At 59.3% G+C, this 21,942-nt stretch carries 13 protein-coding genes; 6 read left to right on the forward strand and 7 right to left on the reverse strand.

Going from position 1 to position 21,942, the window contains the following annotated elements; genetic code table 11:
* Positions 1–18: 18 nt before the first annotated feature.
* Genes MWC30_RS09610 through acnA form a run of 3 tightly spaced genes read right to left on the reverse strand, consistent with a single transcriptional unit; the run spans position 19 to position 6,274 of the window.
* Complete coding sequence (locus MWC30_RS09610) at positions 19–2,055, reverse strand: HAMP domain-containing protein (RefSeq protein ID WP_244083954.1); 2,037 nt, start codon at positions 2,053–2,055, stop codon at positions 19–21.
* Positions 2,056–2,104: 49 nt separating this feature from the next.
* Positions 2,105–3,499, reverse strand: a complete 1,395-nt coding sequence (locus MWC30_RS09615) for an ABC transporter substrate-binding protein (RefSeq protein WP_244083955.1) — start codon at positions 3,497–3,499, stop codon at positions 2,105–2,107.
* A 27-nt stretch (positions 3,500–3,526) separates the two neighbouring features.
* The gene (acnA, locus tag MWC30_RS09620) at positions 3,527–6,274 is read right to left on the reverse strand and encodes an aconitate hydratase AcnA (protein ID WP_244083956.1); all 2,748 of its coding nucleotides are present in this window, start codon (positions 6,272–6,274) and stop codon (positions 3,527–3,529) included.
* Between the two features lie 197 nt (positions 6,275–6,471).
* Here acnA and MWC30_RS09625 point away from each other — a divergent pair, with 197 nt between their 5' ends.
* The 6 genes from MWC30_RS09625 to MWC30_RS09650 all read left to right on the forward strand — a co-directional run bounded on the left by MWC30_RS09625 (position 6,472) and on the right by MWC30_RS09650 (position 16,210).
* A complete protein-coding gene (locus tag MWC30_RS09625; protein ID WP_244083957.1) occupies positions 6,472–7,821 on the forward strand; it encodes a UDP-glucose/GDP-mannose dehydrogenase family protein in 1,350 nt (449 codons plus the stop codon).
* A gap of 14 nt (positions 7,822–7,835) precedes the next feature.
* Entirely contained in the window at positions 7,836–8,648 is an 813-nt protein-coding gene (locus MWC30_RS09630; protein WP_244083958.1) for a glutaminyl-peptide cyclotransferase, read from the forward strand.
* A gap of 247 nt (positions 8,649–8,895) precedes the next feature.
* Positions 8,896–11,610, forward strand: coding sequence for an MASE3 domain-containing protein (locus MWC30_RS09635; RefSeq protein WP_244083959.1), 2,715 nt, complete (start codon positions 8,896–8,898; stop codon positions 11,608–11,610).
* Positions 11,607–14,105 (forward strand): response regulator, encoded by a 2,499-nt coding sequence (locus MWC30_RS09640; protein ID WP_244083960.1) that lies wholly within the window; start codon positions 11,607–11,609, stop codon positions 14,103–14,105. Before MWC30_RS09635 ends, MWC30_RS09640 begins: the two co-directional genes overlap by 4 nt.
* A gap of 274 nt (positions 14,106–14,379) precedes the next feature.
* Positions 14,380–15,042, forward strand: a complete 663-nt coding sequence (locus MWC30_RS09645; protein WP_244083961.1) for a 2Fe-2S iron-sulfur cluster-binding protein — start codon at positions 14,380–14,382, stop codon at positions 15,040–15,042.
* A gap of 274 nt (positions 15,043–15,316) precedes the next feature.
* Entirely contained in the window at positions 15,317–16,210 is an 894-nt protein-coding gene (locus tag MWC30_RS09650) for an HDOD domain-containing protein (protein ID WP_244083962.1), read from the forward strand.
* Here the strand turns inward: MWC30_RS09650 and MWC30_RS09655 are convergent.
* From MWC30_RS09655 to MWC30_RS09670, 4 genes are all read right to left on the reverse strand, one after another.
* Positions 16,132–17,700 (reverse strand): radical SAM protein, encoded by a 1,569-nt coding sequence (locus tag MWC30_RS09655; RefSeq protein ID WP_244083963.1) that lies wholly within the window; start codon positions 17,698–17,700, stop codon positions 16,132–16,134. The genes MWC30_RS09650 and MWC30_RS09655 overlap by 79 nt on opposite strands.
* A gap of 149 nt (positions 17,701–17,849) precedes the next feature.
* Positions 17,850–19,673, reverse strand: coding sequence for a diphosphate--fructose-6-phosphate 1-phosphotransferase (locus MWC30_RS09660; RefSeq protein WP_244083964.1), 1,824 nt, complete (start codon positions 19,671–19,673; stop codon positions 17,850–17,852).
* Between the two features lie 76 nt (positions 19,674–19,749).
* Positions 19,750–20,136, reverse strand: a complete 387-nt coding sequence (locus MWC30_RS09665; RefSeq protein WP_244083965.1) for a pyridoxamine 5'-phosphate oxidase family protein — start codon at positions 20,134–20,136, stop codon at positions 19,750–19,752.
* A 212-nt stretch (positions 20,137–20,348) separates the two neighbouring features.
* Entirely contained in the window at positions 20,349–21,872 is a 1,524-nt protein-coding gene (locus MWC30_RS09670) for an SDR family oxidoreductase (RefSeq protein ID WP_244083966.1), read from the reverse strand.
* Positions 21,873–21,942: the final 70 nt, after the last annotated feature.

Below are 21,942 nucleotides of genomic sequence, written 5' to 3' on the forward strand. Positions count from 1 at the left end.
AAGCCCTGCAGCCGGGCATCACAAAGGAATCGCGGCAAGGAGGTGCGTTCCCTCTCCCGGCCGGGATTCCGCGGTGAACTCGCCCCCCACCTGAACGACCCTCTCCCGCATGATGAGGAGCCCCAGGGGCGCTCTTCCCTCATGAGGCCGGGAGGCCTGCTCCGGCACAAAACCAATGCCGTCGTCTTCCACGCTCAACTCCAAAAAAGGACCATTCTTCACGAGGTTGAGAAAAATGTTCCTGGCGTCGGAATGTTTCATGACGTTGCACAGGGCTTCCTGGGCCACTCGATAAAGGGCGGTCTTTTTTTCGGGAGCGATCTCTTTGGGGATGTCGTGCGTAAAGAAATGGAAAGTGATGTCCGTGGACTTTTCCATCTCCTGGACGAGGTTCTGGAGTGAAGGGACGAGCCCCAGGTTGTCCAGGAGGCTGGGGCGCAGGTTGTGTGCGATGTCCTTGGCTTCTCTGAGGAGTGTTACGGTCCTCTCCCGGGCTTGGCGGACTCTGTCCCGGATGGAGGGCGCAGCATCATCCAGGTGCATCCTGAGCCATTCCAGGTCCATCTTCAAGGTCGTCAGCACCTGGCCGAGACTGTCATGCAGTTCCATGGAAATCTTCCTGCGATCGGACTCCAGGAGCTCGATGAGCTTTTGGGAAATGAACTTCCGCTGATCCTGTTCCAGGAGGAGCTTTTTGTTGAGGAGCTTCAGAGCGCTTTCGGCCTGGCGGAGCTCCCTCTCAACCCGCCTCCTTTCGGCGATTTCATCCTCGAGATTTTTATTCTTTATGAACAACTGGCTGTTGGACCTTTCGAGATCTCCCACAACGGTTTGAATCCGGTCCGCCATGTAGTTGAAGTCCCGGATGAGCATGCCGATCTCATCCTTCCTCCCGGGGAGGATTCTGCAGGCAAGGTTTCCCCGCGCCATGTCCTTTGTAGCGGATGTGAGAGCGTTCAGAGGCGATACCAGCCGTTCGGCAAGCAGTCCCCCCACGAGGAGCGCGAAAAAAAGCAAGGGTATCGCCCAGAGCAGGGTCCCCACGACGGCCTTTTCATTTCCGCTCCTGACGACATTCACCAGTTTTTCCGCCGCGACGGTAGCGAGGGGAACGGGCACTACCGTGCCCAGCCTCCAGTCGATGCTCATGAGCGTTCGGTAGGCAAGGTATTTGGGCTGACCATGAATGGGAATCTCTTCCAGGAAATCCCTTCCCAGGATCATGCTGCGCAGGACTGCATCCAGGGCCGGATTGCCGGTGTCCTGGAGATCCACGATGCCTCGTTCCGTGATTTTTGCCCCTGCGGCAAGGTCCACCCGGGCATGGGGTGGAGCTGCAATCAATTTGGATTCCGCGTTCATGATGAAGCTGTAGCTTCCGGGGAAAGGTTTCTCCAGGTTGAACTGAGCGATGAGCCGTGACAGGGAAATGGAAACCCCGAGGTACCCTTTGATGAAGCCGTCGTGGGGTACGGGAGTGACGGCATCCACCAGGAGATTCCGGACAGGGCTCAGAGGATCCAGATGGACTTTGCTCCACCGGACATCTTCCACCCTGCTGGTTGCCCCAGGGGGAAAGCTGGGGAGAAACAGCTGCAGACTCAGGTTGAATTCTCTCAGATGCCGGGCATTGGAGATGGCGTTTTCCGGATAGCAGTAAAACCTGCCGGAAGGCAGAATGAAAAAAACTCTGTCCAGATTGCCGGTGCTCTGAAAGATCGTTGCCAGTAGTCCCTGGATCATCGCGTCGTTGAATCCGTGGTGCGCCAATTGCTCGGCCAGGAAGGCCGACCCATAGCAGGAGGCCAGCTTTGCCTGGTGCAATTGAAAATCCAGGGCCTCGGCCTGCATGCGGGTATATTTCTCGAGAAACTCCTCCGTCTGGGCTGCCAGGATACTCCTTCCTGCATCTCCTGTCTTGTCGCTGACGCGCTGAAAAAAGTAGCTGCTGGAAAAGGCGAAGCCCAGTGCCAGGATGAGCGTGGAGCCGGTGATGGTGAGAATGATTTTGTGCCAGAGCAAAAACTTACGCTTGTTGAGCCACGTCAGCTTCATGAGTGCACCACTTGTGCGCGAATGATTTCTCCGGTGCGGGAGTACCCTTTCATTTCCCGCGTTTCCCGAGGATTTCAAGCCAGCGTTCTTGAGTGGCACCGAGGGCCTGCTGAGGCGATTCCTGTCCTCCCACGGCCAGGAGAAGGTGGTCCGCCAATACTTCGAGCAGTTCCTGGGACTGCGGCAACCTGGGCCACGGGATGGATACGGCCAGGGCCGCCTGAGCCGCCGCGCTGACTTCCGGTGCAAAGCGCCTGTATGGCTCGCCCTGCAGCACGGACACCCGTGTGGGATCTATGGTGACATTGGCGAGGTTGAGCCGCAGGGCGATGTCCGGTCGTGAGGCGAACAGCAGGAAGGCACGGGCGGCATCGGGATTGGGAGCCTTGCTCGAAAGGGCCAGGCTGAATCCGGAATTGAGCGGCGCTGCATGCCGTGCTCCGGGGCCGTTTCCCCGGGGGATGGGCACGACCCCCCAATCCCCCTGGATAAGGGACTGAGAGGGATCTTCAGCCTGGATGCCAATGTTCGTCCACTGTTCCACCATGGCGACCTTGCCCCCCAGAAATGCCTCACGGGACACATCGTAATCCGTTTCCATGGGACTCGGCAGGGCGTACGCCGCCTGCTCCACCAGCGCCGCCAGGGCTGCCGCCGCCTGGGGGCTGTTCAAGGCAGGACGGAAATCCGCATCCAGAAGCGCTCCGCCATAGGAGTACAACCGATTGAGGAAACTGGCCACACTGAGCGACACAAAGGGATGCATCATGATGGCCGTGCCGTAGATCCCGTTGGCCTTTTCATTTTCCGTGATGGTGTGGGCGATTTCAAGATAGTCGTCCCATGTGTCGGGAGGGGAAAAGCCGTACTTGTCGAGGAGGGACTTGCGGAAAAAGAGGAGGTGTGTGTCCCCGTCGAACGGCAGTGCCCATCGCTTCCCTCCATATTCCGTGTACGCGTCGTAGAGGGCCGGGAGATAGTCCTCCGGCTGCAGGGCGGCCTTGTGCCTCTCGATGAGGCTCGTGACATCCGCCAGCATGTGCTGTTCGGTCAAGCGCCCGAGATGGTAGTAGCGAATGGTGACGACGTCCAACCGGGGTTGAGTGGAGGCCAGGTCCCTCTCGAAATAACCCAAGATATCGCTGGGCTGAGTCGTAATGCTCTGAACAACGGCGCCCGTCTCCTCGTAAAACCATTGCCCCAGGAGGCGAAAAGCACGGGCGTGGTTAGGGTGCGTGAGCGCGGTGACCTTTTGTCCCGCCAGAGGTTTCTCGCCGGCCCCTCCGGGAAGGAGAGGGGCTTTTTGCCGCGCATCGCCGTCAAAGGTCCACCACAGGGCCAGGAGGATGCCCGTCAGGGCCAGGACGGCCAGGGTGGCGATAAACGAACCGGGCATGCCGCCTTTGCCCCATGACCGGTCCATCTCTTGCCTTTTCTCCCCCATAGCCTGTTTCTCCCGCCTCGCCAACCGTCAGGAAAGAGAGCTTTCCGCCATCATCTCGCGCAGCACCTTGGGGAGGATGCCCCCGTGGCGGTAATACTCCAGTTCGATGGGGGTATCCAGGCGGCTCAGGACGGTGAACGACCGGGTGCTTCCGTCGGCACTGACGGCTTCCACCTCGATGTCTCGCCCTGAGGCGAGCTTCTCTGCCAGGTTCCTGAGAGCGTAGACCTCCTGTCCCGTGAGCCCCAGGGATTCGGCCGTGACCCCTTCAGGAAACTGCAGGGGAAGAACTCCCATGCCGATGAGGTTGCTTCGGTGAATCCGCTCGTAGCTTTCGGCCAGAACGGCCCGCACTCCCAGCAGCGCCGTTCCCTTGGCAGCCCAGTCCCGGCTGCTTCCCGTGCCGTATTCCTTTCCGGCAAGGACCAGGCGGGGAATGGATTCCTTGTCATAGCGCTGCGCAGCCTCCCAGACGGTCATGATCTCTCCGTCGGGAAAATGCCGGGTGAATCCCCCGGGCACGTTGTCCAGGAGCCGGTTGCGAATGCGGGTGTTGGCGAAGGTGCCGCGGATCATCACGTCGTGGTTGCCCCGTCGGGACCCGTAGGAGTTGAAGTCCTCGGGAGGGATGCCCAGCGACTGGAGGTGCCGCCCGGCAGGGCTTTCGGGTGGAATGGATCCCGCGGGGGAAATGTGGTCCGTCGTGACGGAGTCTCCCAGGAGCAGGAGGACCCTGGCCCCCACGATATCGGTGATGGGCGGGACCTGGGAGCTCAATCTCTCGAAAAAAGGCGCCTGGCGGATGTAGGTGGACTGGGGGTCCCACGCGTAAATGCCGCCTTCGGGAACGGGAAGCCTCCGCCACGCAGCGTCCCCTTCGTAAATGTCCTGGTAGCGGCCCGAAAAGAAAGTGCTGTCGACGCTCTCAGCCATGGCGCGGGCGATGTCTTCGTCCTTCGGCCAGATGTCCTTCAAAAAGACGGGGTTTCCCTCTCCATCCGTTCCCAGAGGTTCCCGCTCGAAATCCATGGTCAGGCGTCCCGCCAGGGCGTAAGCGACGACAAGAGGCGGGGAGGCCAGGTAGTTGGCCCGGACCGCGGCGTGGATGCGCCCTTCGAAGTTGCGGTTGCCGCTCAGGACCGCGGCCGCCACCAGGTTTCCCTCGTCGATCGCATGCTGGATGGGGTCCGGCAGGGGGCCGCTGTTGCCGATGCACGTGGTGCATCCGTAACCCACGAGGTAAAATCCCTGCGCCTCCAGGGCGGAGAGGAGGCCTGCTTTCCGGAGGTAGTCCGTCACCACGCGGGAGCCGGGGGCGAGGCTCGTCTTGACCCAGGGCTTGGAGCGGATTCCCCTGGCCAGAGCGTTTTGCGCCAGCAGCCCGGCGGCGAGCATGACGGCGGGATTCGATGTGTTGGTGCAGCTGGTGATGGCGGCGATGACCACCGAGCCGTGGGTGAGCTCGGCTGTTTTGTCCCCCACCTGGACAGGCACGGTGCTCTTCTGCGCTGCTTCACTCAGGCCGAAGCCCCACTGAGAGGGTTCCTTGCCGAGGCCTTCCCGGAAAGCGGACGGCACGGCCGAGAGGGGGACGCGGTCCTGGGGGCGTTTGGGTCCCGCCAGGCTGGCTTCCACGCTTTCGAGATCCAGGAGGAGCGTGTCCGAAAAGAGCGGGTCGGGGCTGCCGGGGGTCAGGAAGAGGCCCTGCTCCCGACTGTAGGCTTCCACTCGCTCCACGAGGGCTGCCGGCCGGCCCGTGAGGCGCAGATAGTCGAGGGTCTTGGCGTCCACTGGAAAGAAGCCCATGGTGGCGCCGTATTCGGGAGCCATGTTGGCCAGGGTGGCCCGGTCGGGCAGACTGAGGGCCGGAACGCCGGGGCCGAAAAATTCCACGAATTTTCCCACAACTTTCTTTTTTCGAAGGAGCTCCGTCAGGTGCAGGACGAGGTCCGTCGCCGTGATCCCGGGGCGGAGCGCCCCGGTGAGCTTCACGCCCACGACCTGGGGAATGGGGAAATAGTAAGGCTGCCCCAGCATGACGGCTTCGGCCTCGATGCCCCCCACTCCCCAGCCCAGGACCCCCAGGCCGTTGATCATGGTGGTGTGGGAATCCGTCCCCACGAGGGTATCGGGGTAGATGGCCGGGGGGGCATCTCCTGCCGGCTGCTCTTCACCGGAATCCGTCTGAACGACGGAAGCCAGGTATTCCAGGTTGACCTGGTGCACGATGCCCCGCCCCGGCGGGACGACCGTGAAATTGTGGAAGGCCCCCTGGGCCCATCGCAGCAGGCTGTAGCGTTCATGGTTCCTCTCGTATTCCTTTTCCTCGTTGAGACGCAGGGCCTCGCTGGTGCCGTGCATGTCCACCTGGACGGAGTGGTCGATGACCAGGTCCGCACGCACCAGGGGATTGATGCGGGAAGGGTCTCCTCCCATCCGCTGCATGGCATTGCGCATGGTGGCCAGATCCACGATGGCGGGGACTCCCGTGAAATCCTGCAGCACGACCCGGGAGGGCATGAAGGGAATTTCCCGGGGGGGGCCGTCTGAGGCCTCGACGGAAGCGAGCAGCGCCTCGATGTGGCTGCGCGTGACGATCCGCCCGTCCTCATGGCGGAGGAGGTTCTCCAGGAGGATCTTGAGAGAAACGGGAAACCTTTCCACCGAGGCCCATCCCCGGGACGGCAGCTCAGCCAGGCGGAAATAGGAGAAGGTTTTATCCCCTGCCTTCATGGTATGCAGTGATTTGAAGCTGTTTTGACTCTTGGAAATCATGGAGACGACTCCTCAGGGAAAGAAAGACCGCTCATTCGAGCTCTTTTTTAGGATTGAGGTTTTAGTATTTAGGTTTTACAATAAGTGCTTTCGTGCCGTAAGCGCTTTTTATTACTTGGAACTTTTCGATGTGATCGTCATGGGCGTCCTCGATGTGACGATACAGTTTATTGGCAGCAAAAAGGGAAAAGAGCAAGATGAAAATAGCAATTATTGGAACTGGATACGTTGGGTTGGTGAGCGGCGCATGTTTTGCCGAGTTCGGTCATGAAGTGACGTGCATCGATAAGATCGAGGAAAAGATCGCCCGCCTGCAGCGCGGGGAAATCCCCATCTACGAGCCGGGCCTGGATCAGCTGGTGCACAAGAATGTTGCTGCCAACCGGTTGATTTTTACCACGGAATTCAGCCCCGGGATTCCCGGGGCCCAGGTGATTTTCATTGCCGTGGGAACTCCCGCCTCCCGCCGCGGGGACGGCTACGCCGACCTGAGCTACGTTTATGACGCGGCGCGGCAACTGGCTTCACATCTCAGCGATTACACCGTCATTGTCAACAAGAGCACCGTGCCCGTGGGAACCGCGCGCCAGGTGGCCCGCATCATTTCCGAAGTCAATCCCTCGGCGGATTTCGATGTGGCGAGCAATCCCGAGTTCCTCAGGGAAGGAGCCGCCATCCGGGACTTCATGCACCCCGATCGGGTGGTGCTCGGCGTGGATTCCGAGCGGGCGACGGAAGTCCTCAAGGCCATCTACCGCCCCCTCTACCTGCTGGAAACGCCTTTTGTCATCACCAACATCGAGACGTCGGAGCTCATCAAGTATGCGGCCAACGCGTTCCTGGCCACCAAGATCAGCTTCATCAATGAAGTGGCCAACATTTGTGAAGAAATCGGGGCCGACGTTCAGGACGTTGCCCGGGGAATCGGGCTGGACGGACGCATCGGCAAGAAGTTCCTCCATGCGGGCCCCGGCTATGGCGGTTCCTGCTTTCCCAAGGACACCCATGCGCTCCTGCGTATCGCCCAGGAGAACGGCGTGGCCTGCCGTGTGGTGGAGTCCGTCGTGGAAGTGAATTCCGCTCAGAAGGCGCGTATGGCCCGGAAGATCCGCAAGGCCGTCGGTGGGAATGAAGGCGGCAAGACCATCGCCATCCTGGGGCTGGCCTTCAAGCCTGAAACGGACGACATACGGGACGCACCGGCCCTGACCATCATTTCCACCCTGCTGGAGCACGGAGCCATCGTGCGCGCCCACGACCCCCAGGCCATGGAGGAAGCCGCCAAGGCACTGCCGGGCGTTACCTACTGCTCCAATCCTTACGAAGCCTGCGAAGGTGCCGACGCCGTGGTGCTCATGACCGAATGGAACGAATACCGTGCCCTTGCCCTGGACCGCCTGAAGGAATTGATGAAGCAGCCTGTCTTTGTGGATCTCAGGAATGTCTACATGCCCAGGCTCATGGCGGAGCACGGATTCACCTACTACAGCGTCGGGCGGGAGCCCGTAATGGCCGGGCAGGTAAACGCGGGCGGCGGTTCAAAGTGATATGAAGGGATGAAATGGGGGACGGGGTCGGTTTGAGGAAATTTTTGTCGGGATTCAAAAAATTGCGAGGAGAAGCCCTTTTGGCGCTCCTCCTGCTTCTGGCCGCCAGTCCTTCCTGGGCCGAACCCCGTCCCGTCCCTCTTTGCAGCATCCGTATCGTCCACGTGTATCCTCATGATCCGACGGCATTCACCCAGGGGCTCCTCTTTGCCGACGGTTTTCTCTACGAAAGTACGGGACTTCACGGTGAATCCTCTTTGCGGAAGGTGAACCTGGAAACGGGCGAGGTCGTCAAGAGCCTCGCGCTGCCCCCTCAATATTTCGGCGAGGGCCTCACCCTGTGGCAGGACCGGCTCATCCAGTTGACCTGGAAGAATGGCATCGCATTCGTCTACGACAAGGAAAGCTTCGTCCCCAAGGGGACATTTGCCTACCCCACCGAAGGCTGGGGTCTCGCTCACGACGGATCCTCCCTCATCATGAGTGACGGGAGCGCCACGCTGCGTTTCCTCCAGCCCGAGACGTTCCAGGAAATACGCCGCGTCGAGGTGACAGACCGCGGCGTGCCGGTGCGCAATCTCAATGAGCTGGAATATGTGCGCGGGGAAATCCTTGCCAATGTCTGGGGCACCGAGCGCATTGCCAAAATTTCCCCTGCCACGGGCGAAGTCGTGGCCTGGGTGGATCTTTCCCTTCTGCGTGCGGCCCTGGGGCCGGTCCGCCAATGCGACGTGCTCAACGGCATCGCCTACGACGCCGTGCAAAACCGCCTGTTTGTGACGGGCAAGCTCTGGCCGAAGCTCTTCCAGATCGAAATCCTTCCATAGCGCATCACCTCATCTCATTACAGCCAGAAGGAAGTTACATTCCCTGCCGCCCGTATTCCGTTCAAGGTCAGGCTCTTGGAGACCGAATGTGAGGGTGGACGAAAAGACGGCCAGGTGCTCGGCACCCGGCTTTACCCCCTTATCCCCAAACTTCCCGAGGGATGGGGATGACCGATGCACTTCAAGGATAGCATTCATGGTAAATTCAGAGCCTTCGCCTTCCAGCCGAAGAGGATTCCTCGGGACGATGAGCACCTCATGGGACCTCTATGGAATGATCGGCCGGTTCCTGGCGGGAATGGGACTGCTGGCCGGTCTTTACGCCCTCAGTCTTTACAGCTTCCTCCTGTTTCATTCTCTCGTCGAGTTGTTCACCGTCGCCGTAACCGGTGCGCTGTTTCTGCTGGCATGGAATTCGAGACAGTTCGCCAAGGACGACGCGCTTGTTTTCCTGGGCTGCGCCAATCTTTGTACGGGCATTGTCATTTTGCTCCACATGCTTGCGTACAAGGGCATGGGTGTCTTTGTCCAGTGGCCGGGGGCCAATCTCGCCACACAGCTCTGGATCGTCGTGCGAATCCTCGAGAGCCTGAGCTTTCTCGCCTTCGTCGGGTTCATCGGCCGCAGGATCCACCCGTTTCTTTCTCTCGGTTTCTGCCTGGGAGCTACGGCTTTTCTTCTCTGCTCCATTTTTCTCTGGAATACGTTTCCGGCTTGTTACATTGAGGGTTCGGGGCTGACCCGCTTCAAAGTCGTCAGCGAATACATCGTCTGCTTCCTCCTCGCAGGGGCCATGACGGTTCTTCACTCGAAGCGCCGGCACCTTGATTTCCATGTCTACCGACTCCTCATGAGCTCCATCTTCTTTGCGGTCATGGCCGGCCTCGCTTTCACGGCCTATGTGAGCGTTTTCGGGCCCGCGAATCTCTTTGGCCACTATTTCCACCTGGTTTCCTATTTCCTCCTCTACCTGGCACTGATCCAAGCGAGTCTGACTCGACCCTATGGAACGCTTTTCCGTGAGCTGAATGCGGCGCGTGAGGATGCAGCCCGCAGAGAGCGTTATCATCGTGCCATCCTGGACCAGCTCCATGAAAACATCCGCATCATCGACCCCGCCGGTATCGTCGTGGAAGCCAACCGGGCCTTTCTCGAATCGAGGGGGCTCAAGAGAGAGGAGGTCGTTGGCCTGCCTTATGCCGAAAAAAGCAAGACCTCCGGCGATGTGTTTCAGGCCGCTCTCGAGTCCGTGTTTGCCGACGGCAAACCCAGGAGTGAGATTTACGGACATGGCGGGCCGGACGGCAATGCTGATGACTTAACCAACGTTCGTGATTCCGGCGAAAGCCGGAATCCAGGAACTAAAGACTTTCTGGACCCCGGTTTTCACCGGGGTGACGTTAAGTCAACAGCATTGGGGGCGGACGGGGTGTCACTCCACGAGGATATCCTCTTTTCTCCCCTGCGGGATGAAAACGGCAGTGTCTTCCAGTTGATCGCCGCGGGGCGCGACATCACCGAGCTCGTCGGCACCAGGAGAGCGCTCGAGCTCAGGGTGAGAGAGCTCGATACGATCATGGAGTCCACCGAAGACGGAATCCTGGCGCTCGATGGGCGAGGAAAAGTCCTGCAGGCCAACAGGAGGTTCCTCCAAATGTGGGGGCTGACCCTCGATGCCCTCTCTTCCGATGAGAATATGCCGGTGGCCCAAAGTCCTGATGGAGCCATCGAAGGCCCCCCGGGATTCATGCCTGTCCTTTGCGCCGCCCAAAGCTCAGTGGAAGGGGACTGCACCACCCTGCGGCTCGAGGACGGCCGCACCGTCGAGTGGTATGCGCACCCCCTTTACCCTGTCGAAGACCGGAGCGGCGTGGTGTGGAGCTTTCGGGATGTCACCGCCAGGAGGCGGATGGAAGCTCGGCTCGCGGACTCGGAGCGTCGTCTTCGAACCCTTATCGAGGAAGCGCCCATTTCCATCATGACCTTCGATGCAGACGGCACGGTGGATTTTGTCAACCAATATCATCTCAAGCTTTTCGCCCGGAATCATTTTGAAAAGGATTTCTTCCTGGCCCGCAAAATCACCGAACTGCCGGGCCTCATAAGGGCCGGCTGCGCGGGAGAGCTGGAGCCCGTTCTGAAGGGGCAGCCGGTATTCCTGGATGATGTCTATTTTCCCGAAGCTCATCCCGGCTTCACGGGGTACCAGCGTGTCAAGGCGGTTCCCATCCCGGAGAACGGTGAAATGGTGGGCGGGATCCTCCTGCGTGAGGATATCACCCGGTACCGTCAGGCCATGGATGCCCTCCGTGGATCCCTCGAGGAAAAAATCGTCCTGCTCCGGGAGCTTCACCACCGGGTGAAAAACAACCTGCAGATTGTGGCCAGCCTTCTCGGGCTCCAGAGCAGCCGTGTCGGCAACCCCGAGATCGTTGAAGTTCTGCGGGATACCCGCAACCGGGTCCGATCCATGTCCCTGTTGCACGAGATGCTTTACAAGTCGACCAACCTGGCGCGCATCGATTTTAAGCCCTATATCAGAGACCTGTGTGGGCAGCTCCTGCTTTCCTACGGATCCGCGGCTTCGATGGTCCGGGTGGAAAACCGTGTGTCACCCATCGGACTTCCGTTGGAGCAGTCCGTGCCATGCGGCTTGATCGTGAACGAGCTCGTCTCCAATGCTCTCAAGCACGGCTTTCCCGATGGACGTTCCGGGAGGGTCACCGTTGAGCTGTTTCAGACTGACGAAGGCGCTCTGGTCTTGAGCGTCCGTGACGATGGGGTGGGTCTGCCCGTCGACCTGGATCCATCCAATAACGCCACCCTCGGGCTGCAGCTGGTTTCCAGGCTGGCAGCTCAATTGGGGGGCCGGTTGAAAGTGGACCGCCCCGACGCAGGCGGTACGGCCATCGGGGTGGTTTTTCCAGTACCCAGTGGAACTTCCATGGAGGGTAAATCGTGAACGGCGTCCGCATTCTCATTGTTGAAGACGAAGCCATCGTATCCATGGAGCTCGAGGAGCGGCTGGCGGCCATGGGCTATCGTCCGGTGGGTTCCGCATCCAGGGGTGAGGAGGCTTTGAAGCTCACAGGCGAGCTGCGGCCAGACCTCGTCCTGATGGACATCCGGCTCCAGGGTGCGATGGATGGAATCGAGGCTGCCCGGGAGATCCTGTCCCGATTTCGAACTCCCGTCATTTTCGTCACGGCCTACTCCGAAGACTCGACGCTGGAGCGGGCCAAACTTGCGGAGCCTTATGCCTACATCCTCAAACCCTTTGATGATCGGGAGCTGCGGTCGTCTATCGAAATCGCACTCTATAAACATGAAGCCGAGGAGGAAATCCGGCGGCTGAACCGCCTCTATGATGTTCTCAGCCAGGTGAATCAGTCCATCGTGCGGATTCAGACCCGGGAGGAGCTGCTGCCGACCATTTGCCGACTGGTGGTGGAGCACGGAGCGTTGGATCTGGCCTGGATCGGGTGGCTGGAATCCGAGACGTTCCGTCTGACTCCCGAGGCCCATTTTGGAAATCATGTGGAGAGCCTCATTGCCATGCAGAGCGCTGCAGGCAAGCTCGCGTCGCATGAAAGCAACCCCATGCGTGCCATGCGCGCGGGTAAGCCTTCCGTCTGCAACGAATGCGGAAGCGGCTCCTGCCTCCACCCGTCGGACAAGTCGCCTGCAGTCCTGGGATTTCAATCCTGTGGGTCCTTCCCCCTGAGGCTCCAGGGGAAGGTCTGCGGCGCTTTGACGCTCTGCGCCGCGGAAAAAAACTTCTTCCGTGACCGGGAGATCACCCTGCTGGAAGAGGTCGCTCTCGACATCTCCTTTGCACTGGACAAGATGGAGGGCGACAGCCAGCGCACGCGCACGGAGAGAGCCCTCCGCGTCAGCGAGCAGCAGTACCGCGACGTCCTCGAAGCATCCGGAGAGTTCATCTGGGAGTCGGATCCCAAAGGGCGCCTGTCCTACGTCAGCGAACGCGTCGTGTCTATTTTGGGTTATAGCCCGGAGGAGCTTGTTGGGCGTTCTCTTTTTGATTTCATGGCAGAAACGGAGGCGGCAAAACTGGAGGCATCCTTTCTGGAGAGCACTCAGGCGAAGGCCGGGTTTCGAGACCTGGAGCACCGAATCCTTACCAGGTCTGGTGGTGCTGTCTGGCTCAGCGTCAACAGGGTGCCGGTTCTTGACGCGACGGGTGAGCTGATCGGGTACAGGGGGACGTCGCGGGACATCACCGAGCGCAAGCGGGCGGAGAAAGAGATGGCAAAACTGGAAGCGCGGCTTCGCCAGGCTCAAAAGCTCGAGGCCATCGGCACACTCGCTGGAGGAATAGCCCACGATTTCAACAATATCCTGACTCCCATCATGGGCTACACTGAAATGGCCCTGGATGAGCTGTCCGAATCGAGCCCCATGAGGTACGATCTCAACCAGGTGCTTGCCGCAGCCTGTCGGGCCAAGGACCTGGTGAAGCAGATCCTGACCTTCAGCCGATTCAACCAGGATCAGCTCATGCGCCCGGTAGACATCAGCCTGGTGGTGAAGGAAGCTTTGAAGCTCCTGAGGGCCTCCCTGCCGACCAGCATCGAAATCCGGCAGAACATTCAGAAAGGCATGGTCGTGGCCGACGCCACACAAATCCACCAGGTGATTGTCAACCTGTGCACCAATGCAGCCCATGCCATGGAAGAGAGGGGGATCCTGGAAGTATCCCTCACGCAGGTCGTCCTCAGCGACCAGGACCTGGCTTCGCTGGCTCTTTCGGACCTCACAGCCGGGTCCTACCTCAGGCTGAGTGTCAGGGATACCGGGCATGGTATGACCGGGGATATCATGGAGCATATCTTCGAGCCTTACTTCACGACGAAGCAGGTGGGCGACGGTACCGGGCTGGGGCTGGCCGTCGTTCATGGAATCGCAAAGAAACATGGCGGCGAGATTCGGGTTCAGAGCACGCCGGGTGTGGGAAGCGTCTTCGAGGTCTACCTGCCTCTGGCTGCCGGCGAGGCCTCCCAGGAGGTTGGCCCCTCCCAGGGTGTGCCCCGGGGAACGGAGAGCATCCTCGTGGTGGATGATGAACCGATGATCACGGAAATGGGCGGCAGGCTGCTGGGACAGTTGGGATACAGTGTGACGGCGAAGACGGACCCCCGGGAAGCGCTTGGCCTGCTGCTTGCCAATCCCGATGCATTCCACCTGGTGATCACGGACTACACCATGCCGTATATGACCGGGGTGGAACTGGCGCAGGGGATTCTGAAGGTCAAACCGGGGATGCCCATCATTCTGTGCACGGGATTCAACGAGAGGATGAGTGCCGAAATGGTGCACGAGGCCGGCATTACGGAGCTTGTCATCAAGCCGTTTGATCAGAAGCACCTGGCTGAGTTGATCCGGCGGGTCCTCGAACCGCAGGAGGCCTCACGTGATTTGCTGCGCTCCTCCCCATGAGTCGCGCGGGGATGCTGTGCCCCAAAGGAGAAGCGGATATCGCCTCCTCGTTCCCCGTGGAGGCGGTGGAGGCTTCCGATGCCCCGGGAAGTGCCGGCGTCTTTTAAACTTTACCGGCAGGAAATCGTGTGGTAAATGTCAGGGTGCTAAAAACCTTTGCAGACGGCTTCAACGGTGGGAAGAACAACCGCGGTGCTGAGGGGTGGTGTGTCGGGCAGGGCGAACAGCCGGTCCAAATCTGCCAACTCATGACTCAAGGAGTGAGAGAGGGCTCATGATTAAATTGACTGTCGATGGCAAACAGATCGAAGCACAGGAGGGAACCAGCCTTCTTCAGGCATGTCTGGACAACGACATTTTTATCCCCAATCTGTGCTACCTGAAAGAAATGGAGCATCCCCCCACATCCTGCAGGATGTGCTTTGTGCAGATCGAGGGGCAAAGCAAGCCCGTCACCTCCTGCAATCGCAAGGTGGAGGAGGGGATGGCGGTGCGGACGGATACGGAGCAGGTGAGGCAGCTGCAGCAGAACGTCTTCCAGCTTCTTTTTTCCGCACACCATATGGACTGCAAGAACTGCCTGTCCAGAAAAGGGTGCCAGCTCCAGAAGATCGCCAAGTTCCTGGGCATCAAGCTCAAGGCCAGGAAGCCGGAGGAGCTGGGGCGGGACCTGACGGTGAAGCCGACTCACCCCTGTTTCGACCTTTTGCCGACGCGATGCATCCTCTGCCATAAATGCCTGTATGTCTGTGACGAAAAGGGATATTCCATCCTGAAGGTCGAAAAGAGCGGGATCAATACCGTCATCGCTTATTGCGGCGACGAAGATCCTGCCAGGATTCCCTGTCCCACCTGTGGTGCGTGCGTGGAAATTTGCCCGGTGAGCGCCATTGTCCCCAGGAAGGAAGAGCCTGTCGCCGCCGCTGCGGGCGCCTGATCCGGAGACGGGCCTGCAGGGATCCTGTCGTAGACGCATGGAGGATTGAACGGTTCTCTTTTGTAGGAGCGGCATCCTGCCGCGACTGGCTTACTGTCGCGGCAGGATGCCGCTCCTACAAAAAACAGGGAACCGTCAAAGAGAAGGTCTTATGCCTCAGCGAGTATAAAGTTCTGCGAAATTTTTTTTTAAATCAAAACGGGTGGTATCCGATTAAGTATCGGTACCACCCGTTTTGATTTTTCAGGAGCATATGACAAGACAGGAGTGAGAAATGGTCCAGGAACTGAACGCCTATGAATTGAAAGCGCTGAATTACGAGCTCCTGCTGAAGGACATTCTCACTGCTGCCGAAAAGCTCCCTCCTTTTCCCGATGTGGCGTGGAAGGTCCTGGGGCTCATCCGGAAGATGGCTTCGGTGAGAGAAATTGAAGCTGTCATCAAGTTTGATCCCACCATCGCGGCCCGTGTGCTCTCCTTGAGCCAGTCGGCCTACTACCAGCGCCTCCGGAAGGTGACCTCACTCCAGGAAGCCATCATGGTCCTGGGAAACCAGAAGCTCGTCGAGGTCGTCCTGGCGGCCTGCGCCGCACATTATTTTCGTGGGCAGATTTCGGGCTACCGCCTCAACGAGCAGGCCCTGTGGCGCCATTCCGTCGCCGTCGCCATCATGGCTGAAAAGCTCGCCCAGGAGTTCAGAAAGAAAAAGGTCCTCACCGCCTACACCGCCGGGCTGCTCCATGACATCGGCAAAACGGTCCTGGATTTGTACGCCAAAATCTATCTGCATGTCGACCTGAGCCAGATCCGCAAAGGCGGTGTTCAATTCATCGAGGCGGAGCGCAGGGCATTGGGCATCGACCACCAGGAGCTGGGACAGATCATTGCCCGTCGCTGGCAATTCCCGCTGGAAGTGACGGTGGCCATCGGCAACCATCATTTTCCCCAGAAGGCCAAGACAGACCAGGACATGGCGGCCATTGTCCATGCGGCCGACCGGATGGTGAACGCCATGGAAGGAGAGGAGGGAGCCCGGGATGTCCTCGATCCGGCATCCGATCCCGTCTTCAAAGCCATGGGGATAGATGCTCAGAAGGTGGAACGGTTCCAGGCCGAGCTTGCCGAAGCGTTGGAGGGCATCGTCACATTCCTGAAAAACGATGCGTGATTGGAAGTGAAAATGGGGGGGTCTCGTCTCAGGATCTGCGCCACCGCCTCATGCCTCTTGAATTCCTTGTCCAGGAATTGCCGCACGAGGCCCCTGTCCCACCCCAGGGGATGCTTGAACCCCGTGTAGAGGGAAAGATCGCCTTCGTAAAGTGTTTGCGTTTCCAGCCCCTGTGATTCGGGTCCATGGACGGGCAGGTTGAAAATGGCCAGGTTCAGGAATCCGATGCAGTCAGCGTGCTTCGCGGTGAATTCCAGGGTCTTGCGTGCCGCTGCAGGCGTTTCCGACGGTGTACCGAAAAGCAGGTACACGTAGGTCGCAATGCCTGCCTTCTTGAGATTTATCAGAGCCCGGGATGCCGTTTCCAGGCGCATTCCCTTGTGCTCACGGTCGATGACCTCCTGGTCCCCCGATTCCAGCCCCAGCTTCAGCATGACACAACCCGATCGCTTCAGATCCCGGCAAAAATCCTCGTCCGCCAGCTGCGGCGTGATGCGCACAAAGCCGTACCAGGGAATGCCCGGTGGATGCCCCATGAGGGCTCGCATCAGCCTGGGGCTGACGGCATTGTCCAGGAGATGGAGGAGCACGGGACGGGTCCGGGCCTTCAGTAGGGACAGGTCCTCCAGGACGCGGTCTGTGCCCAGTGGGCGGTATGGATTGCCTTCGGCCTTTTCGGGGCAGAAGGAGCACCGGTTCCAGTAGCATCCACTGGAAGCGCTGTAGGGAAGGATGACGCCCGGGGCCAGGTATTGTTGCAGGGGAAGCACATCGTAGGCGGGCGTTGACGGCCCCGGGCGTGGAGTCTGGATTCCGGCCAGAGAGAGCATGGCCTCCTCGCCGGGACCGGCGACCATCTGGTTCACGAGTCCGCTGAAGGGGTCCTTCCACTGGGGACTGCTCATCCACGAAGTCACCAGCCCGCCACCCAGGACGATGGCAAGCCCGGGATATTCCTTCCTCAAAAAACCCAGCATGGCAAAGGTGCAGAGGGCCTGGCTGAGAAAGTTCAACGAGAATCCTGCGACCCTGAAAGTCCCGGCCTCCACGAGCCCGCGCAGGCGCCGGCTGAAATAAGGGTAGAAGGGGTTTTCCTCCGGGTGCTCGGCCGCCCGGATCAAGTCGGCGCTTCGAACGGGGGAAAGCTCCCTCTGCTGATAATTTCCAAGGCCCAGCCGTGCGCCCTCCGGGACCGAGGGAGAAGTCTCCAGGAGCCGGTTCAGGTCCAGAACCGCCCGTTTGTAACGGTCGAAATTTTCATAAAGCGCAGGAACGCGCATGGAATGGAGGTTTTCGGGGTAGCCGCGGGCGGCACGCCGGGTCCACGGGTCCCTCGGCGCCCGGGGGCCTTGCATGAGATGGAGCAATCCCTCGAGATTGGCATCGAGGACGGAGCATGGGACGCCCTGTGCGCGCAGAGCGCCTGCCAGTTTGGCAATTCCCGGTGGGGGTTCGCAGGGTTTCACAACAGGGGGGTGGATCAACAGCATTTTGTTCGTGTTTTCCTCTTGCTTGCCCTGTGCGACGCTGTCTTTCGTGTGGGGTCGAAATCTCCGGCAGCACCGCCATGGAAGAGGCAACTGCCGGAGGTTTCAATGTGGTGAGGCTTCAGCCGAGCTCCCGCTACTGAAAGATTCCATCATTCCAGGCGAATCTTGCGCTCTTCCCCCAGGTTGAAGGTCCTGTAATCGGCGTATCCCTGGTTGAGGGCCACGGAAATGGGGATTTGCCTGCTGGCCGGCCCCCAATGCTGGATGGGACCGGGACTGCTGAAAAGATCCTCCTGGGCCCATTTTTCCCGGTGGGCGGCAAAGAGCTTGAAAGCGGGAGAATCCAGCTCTACCAGAGACTTCTCTATGACCATCTCTTCTTTGCCTTTTCTCATCTCGCAGGTAATGAGCCCCGTAATGGGCAGAGCCAGAACGGTGCCGCCCTTGTCGAAATCGGTGACCGCCGCCATGTAGCCCGTTTTGCCCGCCAGGACGAGAGATCCCGCCGTCAGTCCCAGGGCAAAGGTGAAGGCCGCATCGAAGGAGGTCGGTTTGCCGCTGCGTCCCTCGTAGCCCAGGAAGTGGGACTGGCTGGAGAAGGTCGCCACCTTGAATTTATCGATCTGCTGGGGACTCGCCGGCACCAGGCCTTCGCCGTCACCGAAGTATTTTTCGGTGTGGCGTTTGATCTCCGACATTTTGTAGCGGATCTTGTCGATGAGGAGCTTTTCCGTCTCGATCTGGGACACCTTCACATTGCCGTGATCGTCCCGGTCGAGAATCAGCATTTCTTCGATCTCATCGGGAAGGGACGCCATGAGCTGCGCCGACTGGGGAGACAGGTGAGGATAAAGGAATTCCAGCTTGTTCCGGAGGGTGGGCAGGTCCTTGATGTCCCGTTCATAGTCGGCCAGGGCCCGGTTGAGCTCCAGGATGAGGGTGCGCATCTCCGGGACGAATTCGATCAACCCTTCGGGCACCAGGACGACGCCGTGATTGATGCCTTTGAGCCTGCGCAGGACGATGATCCTGACAATTTCATCGACGATATCCCCCAGGGACATATTTTCGGCGGCGATTTCCTCGGAAATGAGGGCGATGGCCGGCTTCGTCTGCAGCGCGACTTCCAGGGTAATCTTGCTGGCGGTGCGTCCCATCAGCTTGACAAAGTGATAATATTTCACGGCGGAGGCTGCATCCTGGGCCAGATTGCCCGTCAGTTCCGCATAAACCTTTGTCGCCGTGTCGTAGCCGAAGGAAATGGGCAGGTATTTTCCGGCCGCCATATCTCCGTCGATGGTCTTGGGGATGCCGATGACACTGCAGGGGATCCCTTCCGTCTCCAGGTACTCGGCGATGAACGCGGCATTGGTGTTGGAATCGTCCCCTCCCACGATGATGAGACCATCCAGGCGATTCTCGAGGACTGTGTTTTTCACCTTCTCGAACTGTTCGGGCGTCTTGATCTTCGTTCGGTCCGTCCCGAGGAAATTGAACCCGCCCGTGTTGATGATGCGGTCAACATCGGACTTGGTGATTTCGAAAACGTCACCGCTGAGCAGCCCTTTGGGACCCTTTCGGATGCCGAGGAGGGTGTTGTCGTCGCCCAGGACCAGCTTCAAGCCGGCCAGGACATTGTGGCCGCCTGCTGCCGGTCCGCCGGAAAAAAGAACGGCAACCCGCTTGCCCGCCACCGCTGGATGCGCTTCGGAGGGATGCGCCTCCAGGATGATGTTCCTGCTCTTGGCGATGGTTTTGGGGAAAACTTCCAGGATGCTGTTGTGCTCCTGGCACGTAAAAACCGTTTGCGTCTCCCTGAAAGAAGCCGGCCGAATAGTGCCGTCCTTATCGAGGAAAACGGAACAGACGGGAATGGGCTGTTCCCTGGCTGCATCCTCGAAAAGCGAATGCCCCCCCTCCGTCTGTTTCACGAGTGTGGCCAGGTCGGTCCCTGCCGGGTCTTGCGTTTCCATTACTACGCCCCTTCTGAATGAATCGAATGGCACTATCCATACCAGCGCAAAAGCAGTGGTTGCACGAGCTCTTTCCCTAATCCTCTTCCCCTGCGCCTACGAGGGGAAAAACCTTGTCCACCGTGAAGAAAACGAGGAAAAGAGGACCCCGAGCCCCCTCGCTGTCTCCATAGTCGCGTCGGCGGAGGGAAAACAGAAGCTCCGTGTCCTGCTCTTCACGAACCTTGGTGAGAAACAGTCTCTTCCCTTTGTATCCCGGACCGTCTTCCATGAAAATGTAAGCCGCGTGGGGGTTGGACTGAATGTTGGTGTGCGTGAGGCGGTCGCGCATGATGAAGGCCACCGTTCCATCGTCCATGATATGAGGAGTTGCATAAATGGCACCGTCCACATTGCCCGCCGCATTGGCCGTGGCCAGGACGCCTCTTCCCTTGACGCTCTTGAAATATTCCTTGAAGTCCATCTGATCTCTCCTTTTCTCTTTTATGCTCAATAAGGTGCAAAATGTTCGATGTTATGGCTCCCTGCGTTTTGTAGGAGCGGCATCCTGCCGCGACGTCGACCCAGTCGCGGCAGGATGCCGCTCCTACAAGAATGAAGTTTTCAATCCCTAATGCGTATACCTCTTGTTGCAGGTTGTCAGCCTGAATCCATAAACCCTGAAGGTTGTTGCGCTCAAAGTTTGCACGTGTTCTGCAATTTGGGGGTGAAACGTTCCGGTCCCTTCAAAATGGGTTTTCCGAGGGCCTTGGAAATATTTCGTAGCATACCGCCGAACAGCCACACGTGAAAAGGATAAAGCACATACCAATAGAGAATTCCTGCGAGCCCCCTGGGGAGAAAGCGTGAAAGCTGTTGTAATTCCGTCTGATTCGTTCCCATGGGGGAGAGCTTGAATTCCAGGACGGCTTCTCCGGGGGTCTTCATTTCCGCCACGAGCAGCAGCCGATGAGGAGAGTCCACCTCCAGGACACGCCAGAAATCGAGAGCGTCCCCTACGTAGAGCTCGCTGGGATGGCGGCGGCCGCGCCGCAATCCCGCCCCGCCCACCATGCGGTCCATGGCGCCCCGCATTTTCCAGAGGATGTCTCCGAAATACCAGCCGTTTTCACCGCCAATGCGAACGATATGCTCCCAGATTTCCTCGACGGATGCTTGAATGCGAATGCGGTGTCCGCATTCCAGGATCGTGCCCCCCGCGTACCGGGCATCGCCGCAATAGGTCCATTCCGGGGGCAGGAGGGCTCCTGCATCCGTCCAGCAGGTTTCTACCCGCTGCTGCTGGATTTTTTCCAGGGCCAGGCGAATGGTTTGCCTGCAGTCCCGAAGCTCCAGGGGGATGATGGAGCGGATACGATTGTCCTGGCAGACGACCTCGTTGCTGAGTCCCTGCGCCAGGGGCTGAGCGATGGAAGCCGGCACCGGTGTGACGAGGTGTATCCAGAGTGCGCTCAAACGAGGGGTCAGGAAAGGCACGGGAATGATCCTGCGGCGGGGAAGACCGGCCTCCTCGGCATAGATGTGGATGAGTTTCTGGTAGGTCAGTGTTTCTGGCCCCCCGATGTCGAAGGTCTGACCGGAGGTTTCCTCGTGCTCCAGGCACCCCTGCAGGTAACCCAGCACGTTTCCGATGTCTATGGGCTGAACGGGAGTGCGCACCCACGAGGGAGTGATCATGACGGGAAGACGATCCACGAGGTAGCGCAGCATTTCGAAAGAGGCACTGCCCGAACCGAGGATCATGGCGGCACGAAGCACTGTGGCGGACACCGGGCCCGATTGAAGGATGCCGCCCACCTCGTGCCGGGACCGTATGTGCTTGCTCAGGCTCGGATCATCGGGTCTTCCCAGGGCTCCCAGGTAAATGACCCGCTTCAGTCCTGCTTCGGATGCTGCCGTGACCATGTTCAGGGCTGACTCCCGGTCGGCATGAGCGTACTTGCCGGTAGCCGAGATCATGGAATGGATGAGGTAAAATGCAGCTCCGCATCCCTGGCAGGCCTTCCGGAGGGAATCGAGATCCAGGGCGTCTCCCTCGACCATTTCCAGGTTCGAATGCCGCGCCCAGGGGCGGCATCCCAATTTGGCGATGGATCGCGCCATGACGCGGACCCTGTAGCCGGCATCCAGAAGCCTCGGCACAAGCCTCCCACCGATATATCCTGTAGCTCCAAGGACCAACACCGGTTCTGATTTCATCAAGTCCCCCCCTTTTTTGGGATACTTGCAAACCTAAGACCACCTCAGTATAAAGGCAAGATTCAAGATT

This window comes from Desulforhabdus sp. TSK, from assembly GCF_022836495.1.
Taxonomy (GTDB): Bacteria; Desulfobacterota; Syntrophobacteria; order Syntrophobacterales; family Syntrophobacteraceae; genus Desulforhabdus.

Coding starts and splice junctions, on each gene's coding strand:
- MWC30_RS09660 (WP_244083964.1), bottom strand. CDS start 19,673: ATGGAAACGCAAGACCCGGCAGGGACCGACCTGGCCACACTCGTGAAA.
- MWC30_RS09670 (WP_244083966.1), bottom strand. CDS start 21,872: ATGAAATCAGAACCGGTGTTGGTCCTTGGAGCTACAGGATATATCGGT.
- MWC30_RS09665 (WP_244083965.1), bottom strand. CDS start 20,136: ATGGACTTCAAGGAATATTTCAAGAGCGTCAAGGGAAGAGGCGTCCTG.
- MWC30_RS09625 (WP_244083957.1), top strand. CDS start 6,472: ATGAAAATAGCAATTATTGGAACTGGATACGTTGGGTTGGTGAGCGGC.
- MWC30_RS09615 (WP_244083955.1), bottom strand. CDS start 3,499: ATGGGGGAGAAAAGGCAAGAGATGGACCGGTCATGGGGCAAAGGCGGC.
- MWC30_RS09645 (WP_244083961.1), top strand. CDS start 14,380: ATGATTAAATTGACTGTCGATGGCAAACAGATCGAAGCACAGGAGGGA.
- MWC30_RS09635 (WP_244083959.1), top strand. CDS start 8,896: ATGAGCACCTCATGGGACCTCTATGGAATGATCGGCCGGTTCCTGGCG.
- acnA (WP_244083956.1), bottom strand. CDS start 6,274: ATGATTTCCAAGAGTCAAAACAGCTTCAAATCACTGCATACCATGAAG.
- MWC30_RS09630 (WP_244083958.1), top strand. CDS start 7,836: ATGGGGGACGGGGTCGGTTTGAGGAAATTTTTGTCGGGATTCAAAAAA.
- MWC30_RS09610 (WP_244083954.1), bottom strand. CDS start 2,055: ATGAAGCTGACGTGGCTCAACAAGCGTAAGTTTTTGCTCTGGCACAAA.
- MWC30_RS09655 (WP_244083963.1), bottom strand. CDS start 17,700: ATGCTGTTGATCCACCCCCCTGTTGTGAAACCCTGCGAACCCCCACCG.
- MWC30_RS09650 (WP_244083962.1), top strand. CDS start 15,317: ATGGTCCAGGAACTGAACGCCTATGAATTGAAAGCGCTGAATTACGAG.